At 73.0% G+C, this 17,525-nt stretch carries 19 protein-coding genes; 12 read left to right on the top strand and 7 right to left on the bottom strand.

What is annotated here, in order from left to right; genetic code table 11:
- Together AC3X7R_RS07050 and AC3X7R_RS07055 are read right to left on the bottom strand one after the other, a co-directional pair.
- A complete protein-coding gene (locus AC3X7R_RS07050) occupies positions 1–240 on the bottom strand; it encodes an acyl-CoA carboxylase subunit epsilon (protein WP_489964864.1) in 240 nt (79 codons plus the stop codon).
- The gene (locus AC3X7R_RS07055) at positions 240–1,847 is read right to left on the bottom strand and encodes an acyl-CoA carboxylase subunit beta (RefSeq protein ID WP_489964865.1); all 1,608 of its coding nucleotides are present in this window, start codon (positions 1,845–1,847) and stop codon (positions 240–242) included. Before AC3X7R_RS07055 ends, AC3X7R_RS07050 begins: the two co-directional genes overlap by 1 nt.
- A gap of 70 nt (positions 1,848–1,917) precedes the next feature.
- On the opposite strand from AC3X7R_RS07055, the gene AC3X7R_RS07060 reads away from it, so the two are divergent.
- The 10 genes from AC3X7R_RS07060 to AC3X7R_RS07105 all read left to right on the top strand — a co-directional run bounded on the left by AC3X7R_RS07060 (position 1,918) and on the right by AC3X7R_RS07105 (position 9,942).
- The gene (locus AC3X7R_RS07060; RefSeq protein WP_489964866.1) at positions 1,918–2,706 is read left to right on the top strand and encodes a biotin--[acetyl-CoA-carboxylase] ligase; all 789 of its coding nucleotides are present in this window, start codon (positions 1,918–1,920) and stop codon (positions 2,704–2,706) included.
- A gap of 12 nt (positions 2,707–2,718) precedes the next feature.
- Entirely contained in the window at positions 2,719–3,237 is a 519-nt protein-coding gene (locus AC3X7R_RS07065; RefSeq protein ID WP_489964867.1) for a PH domain-containing protein, read from the top strand.
- Positions 3,238–3,255: 18 nt separating this feature from the next.
- A complete protein-coding gene (locus AC3X7R_RS07070) occupies positions 3,256–4,239 on the top strand; it encodes an adenylate/guanylate cyclase domain-containing protein (RefSeq protein ID WP_489964868.1) in 984 nt (327 codons plus the stop codon).
- Between the two features lie 78 nt (positions 4,240–4,317).
- Positions 4,318–4,665 (top strand): winged helix-turn-helix domain-containing protein, encoded by a 348-nt coding sequence (locus AC3X7R_RS07075; RefSeq protein WP_489964869.1) that lies wholly within the window; start codon positions 4,318–4,320, stop codon positions 4,663–4,665.
- 10 nt (positions 4,666–4,675) lie between these two features.
- Positions 4,676–5,836 carry a 5-(carboxyamino)imidazole ribonucleotide synthase gene (locus AC3X7R_RS07080; protein ID WP_489964870.1) on the top strand — a complete coding sequence of 387 codons (1,161 nt, stop codon included), beginning with the start codon at positions 4,676–4,678 and terminating at the stop codon, positions 5,834–5,836.
- Positions 5,829–6,380, top strand: a complete 552-nt coding sequence (gene purE / locus AC3X7R_RS07085; RefSeq protein WP_489964871.1) for a 5-(carboxyamino)imidazole ribonucleotide mutase — start codon at positions 5,829–5,831, stop codon at positions 6,378–6,380. The genes AC3X7R_RS07080 and purE overlap by 8 nt, the downstream gene beginning before the upstream one ends.
- 5 nt (positions 6,381–6,385) lie before the next feature.
- Positions 6,386–7,564, top strand: coding sequence for a heparan-alpha-glucosaminide N-acetyltransferase domain-containing protein (locus AC3X7R_RS07090; protein ID WP_489964872.1), 1,179 nt, complete (start codon positions 6,386–6,388; stop codon positions 7,562–7,564).
- 61 nt (positions 7,565–7,625) lie between these two features.
- Positions 7,626–7,874 (top strand): hypothetical protein, encoded by a 249-nt coding sequence (locus AC3X7R_RS07095; RefSeq protein WP_489964873.1) that lies wholly within the window; start codon positions 7,626–7,628, stop codon positions 7,872–7,874.
- Positions 7,875–7,881: 7 nt separating this feature from the next.
- On the top strand, positions 7,882–8,328 hold the full coding sequence (locus AC3X7R_RS07100) for an SRPBCC family protein (protein WP_489964874.1): 447 nt from the start codon (positions 7,882–7,884) through the stop codon (positions 8,326–8,328).
- 9 nt (positions 8,329–8,337) lie between these two features.
- Positions 8,338–9,942 (top strand): phytoene desaturase family protein, encoded by a 1,605-nt coding sequence (locus tag AC3X7R_RS07105; protein ID WP_489964875.1) that lies wholly within the window; start codon positions 8,338–8,340, stop codon positions 9,940–9,942.
- Between the two features lie 4 nt (positions 9,943–9,946).
- Here AC3X7R_RS07105 and AC3X7R_RS07110 read toward each other — a convergent pair whose 3' ends face one another.
- Positions 9,947–10,378, bottom strand: coding sequence for a CoA-binding protein (locus AC3X7R_RS07110; RefSeq protein WP_489964876.1), 432 nt, complete (start codon positions 10,376–10,378; stop codon positions 9,947–9,949).
- A 46-nt stretch (positions 10,379–10,424) separates the two neighbouring features.
- Positions 10,425–12,110, bottom strand: a complete 1,686-nt coding sequence (locus AC3X7R_RS07115; protein WP_489964877.1) for a ribonuclease J — start codon at positions 12,108–12,110, stop codon at positions 10,425–10,427.
- 83 nt (positions 12,111–12,193) lie between these two features.
- Between AC3X7R_RS07115 and AC3X7R_RS07120 the strand changes: the two genes are divergently transcribed.
- A complete protein-coding gene (locus tag AC3X7R_RS07120; protein ID WP_489964878.1) occupies positions 12,194–12,568 on the top strand; it encodes a PaaI family thioesterase in 375 nt (124 codons plus the stop codon).
- 150 nt (positions 12,569–12,718) lie between these two features.
- Positions 12,719–13,135, top strand: coding sequence for a BLUF domain-containing protein (locus AC3X7R_RS07125; protein WP_489964879.1), 417 nt, complete (start codon positions 12,719–12,721; stop codon positions 13,133–13,135).
- A 27-nt stretch (positions 13,136–13,162) separates the two neighbouring features.
- On the opposite strand, the gene AC3X7R_RS07130 is transcribed toward AC3X7R_RS07125, so the two are convergent.
- From AC3X7R_RS07130 to AC3X7R_RS07140, 3 genes are all read right to left on the bottom strand, one after another.
- Entirely contained in the window at positions 13,163–14,944 is a 1,782-nt protein-coding gene (locus AC3X7R_RS07130) for a histidine kinase N-terminal 7TM domain-containing protein (protein ID WP_489964880.1), read from the bottom strand.
- A 103-nt stretch (positions 14,945–15,047) separates the two neighbouring features.
- Positions 15,048–15,827 carry an MOSC domain-containing protein gene (locus AC3X7R_RS07135; protein WP_489964881.1) on the bottom strand — a complete coding sequence of 260 codons (780 nt, stop codon included), beginning with the start codon at positions 15,825–15,827 and terminating at the stop codon, positions 15,048–15,050.
- A 39-nt stretch (positions 15,828–15,866) separates the two neighbouring features.
- Complete coding sequence (locus AC3X7R_RS07140; RefSeq protein WP_489964882.1) at positions 15,867–17,450, bottom strand: S8 family peptidase; 1,584 nt, start codon at positions 17,448–17,450, stop codon at positions 15,867–15,869.
- Positions 17,451–17,525: the final 75 nt, after the last annotated feature.

Genomic DNA, 17,525 nt, shown 5'->3' on the forward strand with positions numbered 1-17,525 from the left:
TCAGTGCGGCAGGCCGCTGCTGCGCCAGCCGCCGGGCCCGTGCGGCAGGGTGCGGCGGACCAGCCGGGCCGGCGCCGACCACTGCGGCTGCCTCGGGGTCACGGTCTGCTCGCCGCCCAGCGAGGAGAGGACGGCGACGAGCGCCGCCACCTCCTCCGGCGTGGCGTCGGGGTTGACCACGCGCAGCACCGGGGCCGCCGGTGCCGGGGTGGTCTCCTGGTCGGGGGTCTCGCCGGCCATCAGAGGGGGATGTTCCCGTGCTTCTTGGCCGGCAGCGTCTCCCGCTTCGAGCGCAGGAGGCGCAGCGCCCGGACGATCTCGCTCCGGGTCTCGTGCGGCGGGATCACCGCGTCGATGTAGCCGCGCTCCGCCGCGACGTACGGGTTGGCCAGGGTGGTCTCGTACTCGTCGATCAGCTCGGCCCGCCGGGCCTCGACGTCGCCGCCCTCGTCGGCGATCTTCTGCAGCGCCTTGCGGTGGACGATGTTGGCCGCGCCCTGGGCGCCCATCACGGCGATCTGGGCGGTGGGCCAGGCGATGTTCATGTCGGCGCCGAGGTGCTTGGAGCCCATCACGTCGTAGGCGCCGCCGTAGGCCTTGCGGGTGATGGTGGTGACCAGGGGCACCGTCGCCTCGGCGTAGGCGTAGATGAGCTTGGCGCCGCGGCGGATGATGCCGTCCCACTCCTGGTCGGTGCCGGGCAGGAACCCGGGGACGTCGACGAAGGTGAGCACCGGGAGGTTGAAGGCGTCGCAGAACCGCACGAAGCGGGCGGCCTTCTCGGAGGCGTCGATGTCCAGGGTGCCGGCGAACTGCATCGGCTGGTTGGCGACCACGCCGACCGGGCGGCCCTCGACCCGGCCGAACCCGACGATGATGTTGGGTGCGAAGAGCTCCTGGACCTCCAGGAACTCCTCGTCGTCCAGCACCGCGGTCAGCACGTCGTGCATGTCGTAGGGCTGGTTGGGGGAGTCGGGGATCAGGGTGTCCAGCGCGCGGTCGGTGTCGTTGAACGCCAGGTCGGCCTGCTCGTCGTGGACGGGCGCCTCGTCCATGTTGTTCTGGGGGAGGTAGGAGAGGAGCGCCCGGACGTACTCGAGCGCGTCGGCCTCGTCGGTGGCCATGTAGTGGGCGTTGCCGGACTTGGTGTTGTGGGTCCGGGCGCCGCCCAGCTCCTCCATCGAGACGTCCTCGCCGGTGACGGTCTTGATCACGTCGGGGCCGGTGATGAACATCGCCGAGGTCTTGTCGACCATGATGGTGAAGTCGGTGACCGCGGGCGAGTAGACGTGGCCGCCCGCGCAGTTGCCCATGATGAGCGAGATCTGCGGGATGACGCCCGAGGCGTGCACGTTGCGCTTGAAGATCTCGCCGTAGAGGCCGAGCGAGACCACGCCCTCCTGGATCCGGGCCCCGGCGCCTTCGTTGATGCCGATGATCGGGCTGCCGGTCTTGATGGCGAGGTCCATGATCTTGGTGATCTTCTCGCCGTAGACCTCGCCCAGGGAGCCGCCGAAGACGGTGAAGTCCTGGGAGAAGACGCAGACCTGGCGGCCGTCGATGGTGCCGTAGCCGGTGATCACGCCGTCGCCGTAGGGGCGGGTCTTCTCCAGGCCGAAGGCGGTGGAGCGGTGGCGGGCCAGCTCGTCGATCTCCACGAAGGAGCCCTCGTCGAAGAGCATCTCGATGCGCTCGCGGGCGGTCTGGCGGCCCTTGGCGTGCTGCTTCTCGATGGCCTTCTCAGACCCGGCGTGGACGGCCTCGTCGATCCGTCGTTCCAGGTCGGCCAGCTTGCCCGCCGTGGTGTGGATGTCGATCTCGGGCGTGTTCGTGGCTTCGGCGCTCACCGGTCAGGTCTCCTCGGCTGTGCTGGGTCGGGGGTCGTGCTCTCGCGCGGTGTGGGCCAATGTAGTCCTCATGCCAGACCTCCCAGCATCGCGCCCAGCACTCGACCCCACTCGCTTCCTGGACCTGCCCTCCCCGCTGCGGGTCGAGGTGGTCGCGGAGACGGGCTCGACCAACGCCCTGGTCGCGGAGCGGGCGCGGGCCGGGGAGGCGGCCGGGCTGGTCGTGGTCACCGAGCACCAGACCGCCGGGCGGGGGCGTCTCGACCGGGTGTGGGAGACGCCGCCCCGGGTGGCGCTCACCTTCTCGATGCTGCTGCGCCCCGAGGTGCCGCCGGCGGCCTGGCCGTGGCTGCCGCTGCTCACCGGCTACGCCGTGCAGGCGTCGCTGGCCGACCGGCTCCCCGACGTGGCGCTCAAGTGGCCCAACGACGTGCTGATCGACGAGCGGAAGATCGCCGGGATCCTGGTGGAGCGGGTCGAGACGCCGTCGGGGCCCGCCGCGGTGGTGGGGGTGGGGATCAACGTCAACCAGACCGCCGCCGAGCTTCCGGTCGAGACCGCGACCTCGCTCTGCGTGGAGCTGGGGGAGACCTTCGACCGCTCCGACCTGCTGGTCCAGGTGGTGCGCACCCTCCACGCGCTGGAGCCGCTGCTCGCCGAGACCACGGCGCTGCGCCCGGCCTACGCGGACGTCTGCGCGACGCTGGGGCGCACCGTCGACGTGCACCTGCCGGGCGGGGAGGTGGTCCGGGGGGAGGCGCTGGACCTCGACGCCTCGGGGGCGCTGGTGGTGAGCAGCGGCACCGGGACCTGGACGGTGAGTGCCGGAGATGTCGTCCACGTGCGCGCCGTCGGATGACATGATCGCGCCATGGCCTTCCCCACCAAGCTGCTGAACGACGGCGAGCACGTCGTGGTCTCCACCCGCACCCACCCCAAGGCGCTCATCGGGCCCGTCCTGGTGGTGGTCGTGGTGGTCGCGGCCGCGCTGGTGCTGGGCGGCCTGGTCAACGACGTGGCCAACGACGACGTGGCGACCGTGCTGGGCGTCGTGGGCGGCGCCGCGGCGGTCCTGCTGGTGGGCTGGTTCACCCTGCTGCCGCTGCTGCGCTGGCTGACCACCACCTACACCTTCACCAACCGTCGCTTCATCAAGCGCAGCGGCATCATCGCCAAGGAGGGTCGCACCATCCCCCTCAACCGGATCAGCGGCGTCGACTTCGAGATCGGCGTCGTCGACCGCCTCTTCGGGTGCGGCACGCTGATCGTCAGCGACGCCAGCTCGCAGGGCCGGGTCGACGTGCACGACGTCCCGCGGGTGGAGGAGATCCAGCTCAAGGTCGCCGAGGAGCTGCACCGGCTCTCCGACCGACGTGACGACGGTGCCTGAGCCGCGGAGGAACCGCAGATGAGTGACCCACAGCGTCCCAGCCGCGAGCGGCTCGAGGAGTCCATCCTGGGCCAGGCCCCGGAGTTCAACGCCGTCGAGGTCGCCGCCGAGGCCGGCGTCACCCTCGACCAGGTGCGGCGGCTGTGGCGGGCGCTCGGGTTCCCCGAGGTGGTGGGCGAGGCGGTCTTCACCCGCTCCGACGTCGAGGCGGTCTCCCGCGTCTTCTCCACCGTCGACAGCGGGACCCTCGGCTTCGACATGGCGGTGGCGCTGACCCGGGCGCTGGGCCAGACCATGTCCAAGCTCGCCGACTGGGAGGTGGCCACGCTGGCCGGCCGGGTGGAGGAGCTCGAGCAGGGGGAGGACGCGACCGGCAGCCGGATGGGGTCGGCGCTGAGGCTGGTCGACGAGGTCAACCCCGCCTTCGAGGACCTCATCATCTATGCCTGGCGGCGCCACCTCGCCGCTGCCGTCTCCCGGATGGAGGCGATCGGCGCGGGCGACGAGGACCTGCACACCACCCACGTGACCGTCGGCTTCGCCGACATCGTCCACTTCACGGCGCTCTCCAACAAGCTCACCCAGACGCGGATCGGCGACCTGGTGGAGATCTTCGAGGCCCGCTGCCACGACGTGGTCTCCAACGCGGGAGGGCGCGTGATCAAGTCGATCGGCGACTCGGTGCTCTTCGTCACCGACACCGCCGAGCGTGCCTTCGAGATCGCCGAGGGGATCATCGCGGTCATCGGGCGCGACCCGCGGATGCCCGACGTCCGCCTGGGGCTGGCGTCGGGCTCGGTGGTGACCCGGATGGGGGACGTCTTCGGCCCACCCGTCAACCTGGCCTCCCGGATGACCGCGGTCGCCCGGCGCAACCGGATCATCGTCGACGCCGCGACCGCCGAGCTGCTGCCGGAGGCGGAGTTCGAGACCCGCCGGCTGCCGGCCCGCCCGGTGCGGGGATTCGGCGTCGTGGAGCCCCTCGCGGTCCGTCGCCGCTGAGCCCCGCTGGTCTGGACCACCGGGACCGGCTCTCCGGATTCCGCGGCGGAGCGGGCGAGGATTTCCTACCGTCGTGACGTGATCGTGGTGCAGGACGTCCGCGTCGACCCCGTCGCCAGGCGGGTCTGGCGCGCCGGTGGGGAGGTCGTGCTCTCCCGCATGGAGTTCGACCTGCTCCATGCCCTGATCGCGCGCGCCGGCGAGCTGGTCACCCGGCAGGAGCTGATGCACCAGGTGTGGGGTGCGACCTTCTACACCTCGTCGAAGACCATCGACGTCCACCTGGGCTGGGTGCGTCGCAAGCTCGGCGACGACAGCCGCAACCCGACGTTGATCACCACGGTCCGCGGCCGGGGGCTGCGGTTCGAGACCGGTGCCGGGACCATGGCGGACGTCCGCACGGAGGGGCGCAGCGCCTCCGGCTAGGGTGCTGCCCGTGCCGACCCCGCTCGCTCCGACCCTCGCCATCATCGGTGGCGGCCAGCTGGCCCGGATGATGGCCCAGCCGGCGATCGCGCTCGGTCTGCCGCTGCGGCTGCTCGCCGAGGCCGAGGGGGTCTCGGCGGCCCAGGTCGTCGTCGACCACCTCGTCGGGGACTACCGCGACCTCGACGACCTGAGGGCCGCGACCCGCGGCTGCCGGGTCGTGACCTTCGACCACGAGCACGTGCCGACCGAGCACCTGCACGCGCTGGCCGCCGACGGTGTCGCCGTACGCCCCGGCCCCGACGCGCTGGTGCACGCCCAGGACAAGGCGGTGATGCGCGCCCGGCTCGACGAGCTCGGACTCCCGAGCCCCCGGCACGCGGTGGTGACGGGGGCCGAGGACGTGGCCCGCTTCGGCTTCCCCTGCGTGCTCAAGACCACCCGCGGGGGCTACGACGGCAAGGGCGTGTGGGTGGTGCGCGGGCCCCAGGACGTGGCCGAGGCCTTCGACGCCGCGGACCGGGCCGGCGTGCAGGTGCTCGCCGAGGAGCTCGTCGACTTCCGCCGTGAGCTCTCGGCCCTGGTGGCCCGCTCGCCCAGCGGGCAGGCCGCCGCCTACCCGGTGGTGGCCTCCACCCAGGTCGACGGCGTCTGCAAGGAGGTCGTCGCGCCGGCGCCGGACCTCGACCCCGAGCTCGCCGGCCGCGCCCAGCAGGTGGCGCTCACCCTCGCCGGGGCCCTGGACGTGACGGGCATCCTCGCGGTCGAGCTCTTCGAGACCACCGACGGCCGGATCCTGGTCAACGAGCTGGCGATGCGGCCGCACAACACCGGCCACTGGAGCCAGGACGGTGCCGTCACCTCCCAGTTCGAGAACCACCTGCGGGCCGTGATGGACCTGCCCCTCGGCTCGCCGGAGCCCCGCGCGCGGTGGACGGTGATGGTCAACATCCTGGGCGGCCGGCAGGACGCCGGGCGCCTCTACGACGGCCTCAACCACGCCCTGGCCCGGGACCCGCGGCTGCGGGTCCACCTCTACGGCAAGGAGTGGCGGCCGGGTCGCAAGGTCGGTCACGTGAACGCCTTCGGGGACGACCTGGAGGACTGCCTGGAACGGGCCCGGCACGCCGCGGCCTGGTTCGCCGGAGAGCTGGGAGACGAGAGTGAGTGAGACGAGCGTGGACGAGCAGGCGGCAGTGACCGGTCGGGTCGGCATCGTGATGGGCTCGGCCTCGGACTGGCCCGTGATGGAGGCCGCCGCGCTGGCCCTGGACGAGTTCGGCATCGAGCGCGACGTGGAGGTGGTCTCCGCGCACCGCATGCCCGAGGAGATGGTCGCCTACGGCCGTGGCGCCGTGGAGCGCGGGCTCTCGGTCATCGTGGCAGGCGCCGGAGGCGCGGCGCACCTCCCGGGGATGCTGGCCTCGTTGACGCCGCTGCCCGTCATCGGGGTGCCCGTCGCCCTGCGCCACCTCGACGGGATGGACTCGCTGCTCTCCATCGTGCAGATGCCGGCCGGCGTGCCGGTGGCGACGGTCGCCGTGGGCAACGCCCGCAACGCGGGTCTCCTCGCGGTGCGCATCCTGGCCGCCGCCGACCCGGTGCTGCGGCAGCGGATGGTCGAGTTCCAGGAAGGTCTCCGCGAGGAGGCGAAGACCCGCGGCCGAGCGGTCCACGAAGCAGCCCGCGGCGGCAAGCCCCGCGTCGGCTTCTGACGCCCGTGACCCGCCTCGTCGGCATCGACGTGGCGCGCAGTCTCGCCCTCCTGGGCATGGTCGCCACCCACGTCCTCGAGCCGCGGACCCCCAGCGGTGACCTGGCCCTCGCCCAGGAGCTGGCCGGCGGCCGCGCCTCCGCGCTCTTCGCCGTGCTGGCGGGGCTGAGCATCGCGCTCACCACCGGGCGCCGGGAGCCACCGCGGGGGGCGGCGCGGGCCGCGGCCTCCACCGGCCTGGTGGTCCGGGCGGGACTGGTGGCCCTGGTGGGGCTGCTGCTCGCGGCGCTGGAGAGCGGGATCGCGGTGATCCTCACCTACTACGGGCTCCTCTTCGTCTGTGCGCTCCCCTTCCTGGGGCTACGGTCCCGGGCCCTCTTCGGGTGGGCCGCCGCCTGGGCCGTCGCCGCCCCCGTCGTCTCCCACCTGGTGCGACCCTCGCTGCCCGAGCGCGGGTGGACGAGCCCGTCGTTCGAGCAGCTGGCCGACCCCGGCCCCCTCCTGGCCGAGCTCCTGCTGACCGGCTACTACCCGGTGCTCCCGTGGATCGCCTACCTGCTGGTCGGGATGGGGGTCGGTCGCCTGGACCTCTCCCGGACCCGGGTGGCGTCCGGGCTCGCGGCGGCCGGTGCGCTGGTGGCGGTCGCGGCCACGGCGGTCTCCGACTCCCTGACCCGCCGGGACGACGTGGTGCGCGCCCTGCTCGCGGACCCGACGCCGCTCGGGACCGGGGCCACCACCCGGGAGGAGCTGCTGGACCAGGTCGCGGGCGGGATGTACGGCACCACCCCGACCGGGGCCTGGGAGTGGCTGCTGGTGCGGGCGCCGCACAGCGCCACCCCCTTCGACCTGGCGCAGACGATCGGCAGTGCGCTGCTGGTGATCGGGGTGGCGCTGCTCGTCGTCGAGCGCCTTCCCGGGGCAGGTCGGCGCGGGGTCGCCGTCCTCTTCGGCGCCGGCACCGCGACGCTGACCCTCTACGCCCTGCACGTGGCGATGCGCTCGCAGTGGCTCTGGCCCCCGGACGGGCCCGAGAGCTTCCGGTGGCACGTGCTGGTGCTGGCCGCGGTCGGCGCCGTCCTGGTCGCCCTGGGCCGCCGCGGGCCCCTGGAGACCGCGGTCGGCGTCGTCTCCCGGGCGAGCGGGGCGGCCACCTCGCACGCGCTGGGCTCCCGCCCCGCCTGACGGGACCTCGTGCGCGACCCGGCAGGCATGGCCTGGGGGGTGGGCGGGGTACGCAGTCGTCATGGACACCCACGACGAGGACAAGCCCGACTCCACCGCAGGGCAGGACACCGAGGGCCAGGAGACTGAGGGCCAGGTCTCGGAGGTCAGCTCGATGGACGGCGCCGGCGAGGAGATCTCTCCCGGCGACGCCGTGGCAGGAGCCCCCGACCAGAGCGCCGGGGACGACCGGGCCCAGGAGGGCACCGCCGGCCCGGACGCCCCGCCCCGGCACGGCATCCCCGAAGAGTCCAACGAGTCCTCGCGATGACCCTGCGATGAGCGAGAACCGGCGCATCCTCGAGGCCTCCGTCGAGGACGTGTGGAAGGTCCTGTGCGACGGGTGGCTCTACCCCCTGTGGGTCGTCGGGGCCTCCCGGATGCGGGAGGTCGACGACGGCTGGCCCGCCGTGGGCACCGAGCTGCACCACTCCGTCGGCACCTGGCCACTGCTCATCGACGACACCACCGAGGTGCTGGAGGCCGAGGAGCGCCGCCGCCTGGTGCTCAAGGCGCGCGCCTGGCCGACAGGGGACGCGATCGTGGAGATCGAGCTCCGGCCGGGCCAGGACGCCTCCTCGCCCACCACCGAGGTGGTGATGCGGGAGGACGCCCACAGCGGCCCGGCCGCGCTCGTGCCGTCGGCGCTGCGCCAGCCCGTGCTGGTGTGGCGCAACACCGAGTCGTTGCGTCGGCTCGCCTACCTCGCCGAGCGCCGTCGGTAGTCTGCTGAGATGACCGGGTCACAGGCGGTGTCGGGAGGCTGGGACGCCGTCGTCGTCGGGGCCGGCCCCAACGGGCTGGTCGCCGCCAACCGGCTCGTCGACGCCGGATGGCAGGTGCTGCTGCTGGAGGCGCAGCCCACGGTCGGCGGCGCGGTGCGCAGCGACCGCGACGTGCACGGCGACTTCGTGCACGACACGTTCAGCGCGTTCTACCCGCTGGCCGGCGTCTCGCCGACGATCCGCTCGTTCCGGCTCGAGGAGCACGGCCTCACCTGGCGGCACGCTCCGGCGGTGCTGGGGCACCTGGTGGGGGACCGGTGGGCGCTGCTGCACCGGGACCGCGAGGTGACGGCGCGGAGCCTGGACGGGTTCGCTGCCGGCGACGGTGAGGCGTGGCTGGAGCTGTGCCGGGAGTGGGACTCGATCGGGGACCAGCTCATCGCCGGCCTGCTCGCGCCCTTCCCACCCGTGCGGGCAGGTCTGGGTCTCGCCGCCCGGCTGCCGCGGGTGGGTGGGCTGGAGATGGTCCGCACCCTGCTCACCCCCGCCCTGGATCTGGCGCAGCAGCGGTTCAGGGGCGCCGGGGCCCAGCTGCTGCTCGCCGGCAACGCGGGTCACGCCGACATCCCGCTGGACGCACCGGGGTCGGGGCTGATGGCCCTGATGATGTCGATGATGGGCCAGACGGTCGGGTTCCCGGTGCCCGAGGGCGGCGCCGGCCAGCTCGCCCAGGCGCTGCACCGGCGCTTCACCGGCGCCGGCGGACAGACCCGCACCTCGGCGGAGGTCACCCGCGTCCTGGTCGAGGACGGCCGCACCGTCGGCGTCGAGACCGCCGACGGGACGCGGCACGAGGCCAGGGCCGTGCTGGCCGACGTCGCCGCCCCCGCTCTCTACGGGCGCCTGATCGCGCCCGAGCACCTGCCCGAGCGCGTCCACCGGCGGATGCGCGCCTTCCAGCTGGACCCCGGGACGGTGAAGGTCGACTGGGCGCTCTCCGGGCCGATCCCCTGGCGCACGGAGCCCGAGCACGCCCCCGGCACGGTCCACGTGGCCGCCTCGGTGGAGGAGATGACCCGGGCGTTGACCCAGGTCCAGACGGGAGCGGTCCCGGCGCGGCCGTTCATGCTCACCGGCCAGATGACCACCAGCGACCCGACGCGCTCTCCCGCGGGGACCGAGTCCTTCTGGGCCTACACCCACGTGCCGCAGCGGGTCACCTCCGACGCCGGAGAGGACGGGATCACCGGCCGCTGGGACCACGACGAGAACGAGCGGTTCGCCGACCGGATGGAGACCGAGCTGGAGGAGCTGGCCCCCGGCTTCGCGGACCTGGTGCTCGCGCGGCGGGTGCTGGGCCCGCACGAGCTGCAGGCGCGCAACGCCAACCTGATCGGCGGCGCGCTGGGCGGCGGGACCGCCCAGCTGCACCAGCAGCTGGTCTTCCGGCCGGTGCCCGGCCTGGGCCGTGCCGAGACCCCGGTGAAGGGCCTCTACCTGGCCTCGGCCTCCGCGCACCCCGGGGGAGGGGTCCACGGTGCCTGCGGCAACAACGCGGCGCGCGCCGCGCTGGCCCACGCCCGGGTGCGCAGGCTGCTCCCGTTCGGGGGCTGAACGCTCAGGCGGTGGTGGCGCCCGCCCCGCGCCGGCGCCACTCGATGGCCGGGCAGGTGTCCATCACCATCGGCACGCCGGCCCGGGTGGTGCGCTCGAACGCCTCGTGGTCGACGACGCCGAGCTGGAACCAGACGGCCCGGGCCCCCACCTCCACGGCCTCGTCGGCGAACTGCCCGGCCGCCTCCGAGCGCCGGAAGACGTCGACCACGTCGATCCCGAACGGCACCTCCGCCAGGGAGGCGTAGCCCTGCTCGCCCAGCACCGTGGGGGCGTCGGGGTGGATCGGCACGATCCGCTTGCCGCGCTGCTGCAGCAGCGCGGCGATGGAGTGGGCCGTGCGCGAGGGGTCGCCGGAGAGACCGACGACGGCCCAGGTCTGGCACTCGTCGAGCATGAAGTCGACGTGTGCGGGATCGATCCACGGGACGCTCATGCTCCCGAATGTAGCGGTCCGGGTGCAGGGCGGCGCCCCGGGCCGCTCAGGCGTCGACGACGATGGCGATGATCAGCGGGCTGCGGCGGAACTTCCGGTGTGCCCACCGGCCGATCTCGCGGGTGATCATCTGCTCGAGCCGGTGAGCCTCACCGATGCCCTCGGCCGCGGCCCGGGCCAGCGTCTTCTCCACCACCGGGATCGCGTCGCGGAAGGCCTCCGGGTCGTGCACGAAGCCCCGGATCAGGAAGTCCGGCTCCTCGGCCAGCTTCCCGGTGTCGGCGTCGACGAGCGCGAGCACGGTGACGACGCCCTCCTCGGCGAGCGTGCGGCGGTCCTTCAGCGTGTTCTCGGTGGCGCCGCCGACCGTCTGCGCGTCGACGTACACGTTGCCGGCCGGCACCTTGCCGGTGATCTTCGCCCGGCCGTTCTGCATGTCGACGACCACGCCGTCCTCGGCGAGGACGACCCGGTCGGGGTCGATGCCGGTGCTGATCGCCAGGTCGGCGTTGGCCTGGAGGTGGCGCCACTCGCCGTGGATCGGCATCACGTTGGCGGGCTTGACGATGTTGTAGCAGTAGACGAGCTCACCGGCGCTGGCGTGACCGGAGACGTGCACCTTCGCGTTGCCCTTGTGCACCACCTTGGCGCCCCAACGGGTGAGCCCGTTGATCAGGCCGGAGATGGCGTTCTCGTTGCCGGGGATGACCGAGCTGGCCATCAGCACCGTGTCGCCGGGCGCGACCCGGATCTTGTGCTCGCGGTTGGCCATCCGGGCGAGGGCGGCCATCGGCTCGCCCTGGGACCCGGTGCAGACGATGGCGACCTTCTTCGGGTTCATCTTCTCGAGCTGCTCGAACGGGACCACGAGGCTCTCGGGGTACTTCAGGTAGCCCAGGTCGCGGGCGACGCCCATGTTGCGCACCATCGACCGGCCGACGAAGGCGACCTTGCGGCCGTGCTCCTGAGCGGCGTCCAGGACCTGCTGGATGCGGTGCACGTGGCTGGCGAAGCTGGAGACGATGACGCGTCGCGGCGCGGTGCGGAAGACCGTCTCGATCGCCGGGGTGAGGTCGCGCTCGGACATCGTGAAGCCGGGGACCTCCGCATTGGTGGAGTCGGTCATGAACAGGTCGACCCCCTCCTCCCCGAGGCGCGCGAAGCCGCGCAGGTCGGTGATGCGGTCGTCGAGGGGGAACTGGTCCATCTTGAAGTCGCCGGTGTGCAGGACCAGGCCGGCCGAGGTGCGGATCGCCACCGCGAGACCGTCGGGGATCGAGTGGTTGACCGCCAGGAACTCCAGCTCGAAGGGCCCGAAGGTGACCCGGTCGCCCTCCTTCACGTGGTTGAGGACGGGCTTGATCTGGTGCTCCTTGAGCTTGGCCTCGATGAGCGCCAGTGTCAGGGTCGAGCCGACCACCGGGATGTCGCGCCGCTCGCGCAGCAGGTAGGGGACACCCCCGATGTGGTCCTCGTGGCCGTGCGTCAGGACGACGGCCTCGATCTGGTCGAGGCGGTCCCGGATCCAGGTGAAGTCAGGCAGGATCACGTCGATCCCGGGCTGGTGCTCCTCGGGGAAGAGCACTCCGCAGTCGACGATGAGCAACTTGCCGCGGTGCTCGAAGACGGTCATGTTCCGACCGATCTCACCGAGGCCGCCGAGGCCGATGATGCGGAGGCCGTCCTTCGGGAGTCGCGGGGGCAGCTTGAGTTCGGGATGGGGGTGGCTCACGGCGTCACGCTAGCCGAGACGCTCCCCACAGCCCAGTCGGGCCCCAGGCGCATCAGGGATCCGGGGACGGGTACCGGGCGCACATGACCCACTCCACGCAGGGCTTCCTCCGGTTGATCGACGTCCCCGACCCCCAGGCCGGCGACGGCCGGGCGACCCTGGAGGTGGAGGTGGACGAGCGCCACCTCAACCCGGCCGGCACCGTGCACGGCGGGCTGCTCGCCACCCTCGTCGACACCACGATGGGTGCGGCCATCAGGAGCGCGGTCGACGACGAGACCCCGGCCACCAGCCAGCTCAGCCTCACCTACCTGCGCCCCGGCAAGCCCGGCCGGCTCGTCGTCACCGCGACGGTGAGCAAGCGCGGGTCGAGCCTCACCGTCTGCGAGGCGGACGTCGAGCAGGACGGGAAGGCGATCGTCCACGCGCTGGCCACCTTCGCGCTGGTGACCCCCTGACGCGCTCCTGAGGCGCCGACGCCCTGACGCGGCGGCATCCGCCGGTGCGGCACATTGTGGCCTTTCGCTGTGCGAGCCGCCGCGGCTTTGCATACTGCCGGGAGGTGCAGCCGCGCACCACCGTCCAGCCAGTCACTCCTCGGGGGCCCCATGATCTCGCTCACCTATATCAGCACCGCCACGCGCTCCTTCAGCGCCGTCGAGCTGAGCGAGCTGCTGGAGACCGCGCGTGAGCGCAACCACGCCGTCGGGCTGACCGGGATGCTCCTCCACGCGGGAGGCCACTTCATCCAGACCCTGGAGGGGCCCGAGGACGCGGTCGAGGCGGTCTTCACGAAGATCCGGGTGGACCGGCGGCACCGCAACGTCGACGTCGCCCTGCAGGAGCCGATCGAGGCCAGGACCTTCGGCGACTGGTCGATGGGCTTCGAGACGCTCACCGCGGACGAGGCGCGCTCGCTGCCCGGCTTCACCGACTACCTGGAGGGGAGGAAGACCCCGGGCAGCGGTGAGGCACTGGGTCGTGCCGGCGTCTTCCACCGGGTCTTCCGCCAGACCATGCGCTGAGACCCGTCGTCGGGGGTCGTTGCGGCCTCAGGCGCTCCGCACCAGGAGCAGCGCCAGGTCGTCGGCGAGGTCGTGGCCGTGGAAGGCGCGCACGGCCTCACTCACCGCGGCGGCCAGCTCGACCGTGGGCAGGTGGCCGTGCTGCTGGAGGAGACGGACGAGCCGCTCGGTGCCGAACATCTCGCCACCCCGGCGGGCCTCCACGATCCCGTCGGTGAAGGCGCACAGCACCTCGCCCGCCACGAGGTCGTGGGTGCTGTCGTGGAGGTCGGGCGTGTCGAGCAGCGCGAGCGCCGTGCCGGTGACGCCCACCTCCTCCACCTCCCCGGTGCGGCGCAGCACCAGGGGAGGGTGGTGGCCGGCCAGGGCGAGGGTGACCCGGGTCCCGTGCTCGGAGGGGCAGAGGTGCCCGAAGACGAGGGTGCAGTGCCGCTCGGTCTCGGTCTGGGCGAGGAGCTTGGCGTTGACCTCGGCCAGCGTCTGCGCGGGGGCCCGGTCGGCGGCGGCGATGGCGCGCAGGGTGTAGCGGGCAGCGGCGCTGACGGCGGCCGCCTCGGCCCCCTTCCCGCTGACGTCGCCGAGCACGAAGCCCCAGGTGCTCGGGCACGGACCAGCCGCGCCGAGCTCGAAGACGTCGAGGAAGTCGCCGCCGACCTCGCTGCCGTCCCCGGCCGGCTCGTAGCGGCTCGCCAGCTCGACGCCGGCCACGTCCGGCAGACGTGGCGGCACCATGCTCGCCTGCAGGGACGCGGCGATCCGCGACTTCGCGGCCAGCACGCGCTGGAGCCTCTCCCGGTCGCGCACCCGCTGGGTCACCTCGGTGAGCACGACCACCTCCCCGGCGGTCCGGCCGGAGTCGTCGCGCAGCGTGCTGTGCGAGACGTCGAACGTCCGTGGGTCCGGGTCGGAGCCCGCGTCCTGGAGGATCAGCTCGCCCGAGGTGGTCCCGAGGCTCGCCGCCCCCGGGAGGACGTCCTCGAGGTGCCGGCCGAGCAGCGCGGCCCGGCGTCCGGAGGTGAGGGCGACGGCCGCGGGATTGACGTCGACGATCCGCCTGAAGGCGTCGAGGACGAAGACGCCGTCGGCCATGCTGTCCAGCACGGCGCCCCGGGCCAGGGGGGTCAGGTCGACGAGCCGCTCGTGGAAGAGACCCCACACCAGCAGTCCGCCGGAGAGGATGAAGGCGAACGGGGTGAGGTCCATCCGGGCGAACCACCCGACCTGGAAGTTGTGCAGCAGGTTGGAGACCCACGGCAGCATCGCGCTGGCCAGGAGGAGCAGGGCCATCCGCCGGTAGGTGCGGGCCAGCTGCACCATGCTGATCATGAAGAGTGCGGTGGCCCCCACGAGCAGGAGGTTGTTGTAGACCAGCACCCCCCAGAACGCCGGCCCCGTCGCGACCACGGGCAGCTCGTCGGTCGCGGTGGTCTCGGGGTAGGAGCGGACCAGGTCGTGGGTCGCGGGAACGGCCAGCAGGGTCAGCACGATGATCGGCTCGACGGCGAGCAGGGCCAGCAGGCGCTTGGTCACGAACCGGTCCCGGCCGGTGTACTGCAGCACGAAGACGAGCCAGGCCGGGGCCAGGGTCTGGATCCCGACGTACTTCAGGATGCCCCACCGGGTCTTGTCCGCGACGTCGTCGACGGAGAGCTCCACCGCGTAGGCGAGACCCCACCAGGCCACCGAGACGAGCAGGACGGCCAGGCTCCACCCCATCCGGGACTCCCGGCGCCACGCCACGTAGGCCGCCAGCCCGGCCATGATCAGCCCGCCGAGAGCCATCAGAGCAGCGAACAGGAGGGTCAGCACACGCGCAATCCTCCTGCACCCGTCAGGCGTACGACTCCTCGTGACCGAGGGACCGAGCGCCCACGCTAGCCACCCGGGGGCCTCGTGTCCGGGACTTTCCCGGTCAGGCCGGGGGCGCGTCGCCCGACCCGGGCGGGTCGTCGGCGAGCAGGGCGGTGTCGCCGGTGGTCACGGGACCGGGCGCGACCACCTCGGCGTCGACCCCGAAGCCGAGCCCGTCGGCGCCGGGACGCGCCGCGAGGGCCTTGAGCAGAGGGAGGTCCCGCAGGCCGCTGTCGGGGTCCAGGTCGATCACCGCACAGCGTGGGATCACGCCGCGGATCCGTATCTCGGCGGAGCCCAGCCGCAGGCGCCGGCCGACCCAGCCCTCCTCGGCGTGCGGCGGGAGGTCGCCGACGAGGTGGAAGGTGGCCCGGAAGCGCGCGGGGTCGACGTCCGTGCCGATCCCGGCCGCGAGGGCAGCGAGCGAGCCGCTGGTCACCAGCGAGACCGGGCCGCCGTAGACCACCAGACCCGGCGCGGCGCGGGCCAGGACCACCTCGCGGCCCAGGTGGCGGGAGTAGGCCGCGGCCCACGGACCGTCGACCACCTCGACGCGTGCCTCGCGTCCCCAGTAGTCGACCGTGCGGAGCTCTCCGGTCGCGGTGGGCCGGCCGGTCACCGTGCCGCCGGGCAGCCGCGCCGAGAGCACGGTGCCGTCCCAGGAGACGGCCGTGCCCAGCAGCCCCGGGTTCTCCACCGTGCGCAGGCAGCGGTCGCGCCCCGCGTCGAGCAGGCAGAACGCCCGGTCGCCCACCGGTCCGGCTGCGGTCAGCAGCACGGACCGGTGGGTCTGGTGCCGGGCGCCCTTGAGCGGCGTGAACCCGATCCTGGCGACGTGCACGCCGCCCACCCTCTCACCCGGTGGGTCGCACCACCGGGCTCATGGGCGGTCCAGGCCGAAGACGTAGGAGCCGCTGCCCGAGTAGGAGAGCACCCGCCAGGAGTAGGTGCCGGCCGCGCCGGTGTACCTGACGCTCTCGTCGGGACCCGAGCTGGTGCCCTGGGCCACGGTCGTCCAGGTGGAGCCGTTCCACCTCTGCAGGTAGAGGTCGAAGTCGACGCCGGTCGGACCGTCCAGGCAGCCGACGTGCGTGCCCGCGGCGGCGGAGTAGGAGCCGCTCGTTCCCGGGTGCCGGTCGGAGTCGCCGGCACCGCTCAGCGAGCCGGTGAACCTCTCCGGGAGCGCGCAGCCCCCCGGGGCGGGCGTCGGGGTGGGCGTCGGCGTGGGGGTCGGCGTCGGGGTCGCGCCGGCGCTGCCGATGTTGAGCAGCCGGTTGGGCGAGCCAGTCCCGACGTTGGTCAGCACCCCGGTCGTCGCGTTGGCGACCAGCGCGCTGCTGACCGTGGCCGGCGAGGCGCTGCGGTTGGCCTGGAGGTAGAGGGCGGCCGCGCCGGCGACGTGCGGGGCGGCCATCGAGGTGCCGCTGATGGTGTTGGTGGAGGAGTCGCTGCTGATCCAGGCCGAGGTGATGCTCGAGCCGGGGGCGAAGAGGTCGAGGCAGCTGCCGATGTTGCTGAAGCTCGACCGGGCGTCGGTCTGGGTCGAGGAGCCCACGGTCAGCCCGGGGGCGACCCGGCCCGGCGACCCGTTGCAGGCGTTGGCCCCCGAGTTGTTGCCCGCCGCCAGCGCATAGGTCACGCCGTCGGCGATGGAGTTGCGGACCGCCGTGTCGAGCGCGGTGGAGGCGCCGCCGCCCAGGCTCATGTTGGCGACCGCGGGCGCGCCTGCCGCATGGTTGCTGGTCACCCAGTCGACCCCGGCGATCACGCCGGAGTTGCTCCCGGAGCCGTTGCAGTCGAGCACCCGGACCGCGACCAGGCTCACGTCCTGGGCGACGCCGTACGTCTCGCCGCCGATGGTGCCCGCGACGTGCGTGCCGTGGCCGTTGCAGTCGTTGGTGCCGCGTCCGTCGTTGATCGCGGTGTAGCCCGAGCGTGCCCGGCCGCTGAACTCCGCGTGCGTGGTGCGGATGCCGGTATCGATCACGTACGCCGTGACGCCGGCGCCGGAGGTGGCGTAGGTGTAGGAGTTGTTGAGCGGGAGGTTCCGCTGGTCGATGCGGTCCAGCCCCCAGGTGGCGGGGGTCTGGGTCTCGGCCAGCGTGACCGGCCGGTCGGGCTCGATGTAGGCGACGCGCGGGTCGGAGCGCAGCGTCTCCAGGGCCTCGTCGGAGAGCTGCGCGGCGAAGCCGTCGAGGACGGTGCCGAACGTGTGCGTGACCCGCGCCCCCTGGGTGCGGACCTTGCTGCGCATGGTCTGGACCTTGGTCGCGGAGACGCCTTCGTCGAAGACGACGATGTAGCGGTCGTCGGCGGCCGCCCCGAGGACGGGCGCCAGGGAGTCGTCGACGGCTGCTACGTGCGTGGTGGGGGCTGCGGTGGCGCCGAGCGGTGCCAGGCTCAGCCCGACGCCGGTGGCCACGGCCAGGAGGCCGAGGTGGAGGCGGGACGTGCGAGGGGACATTGCGGATCCTTCCCGAGGAAGACGGACGCGTCGAGCGTGGTCCGGCCCCGCCCGGGGCCACAAGAGCACCGGAGG

Source organism: Nocardioides sp. Z22_16 (assembly GCF_058134365.1).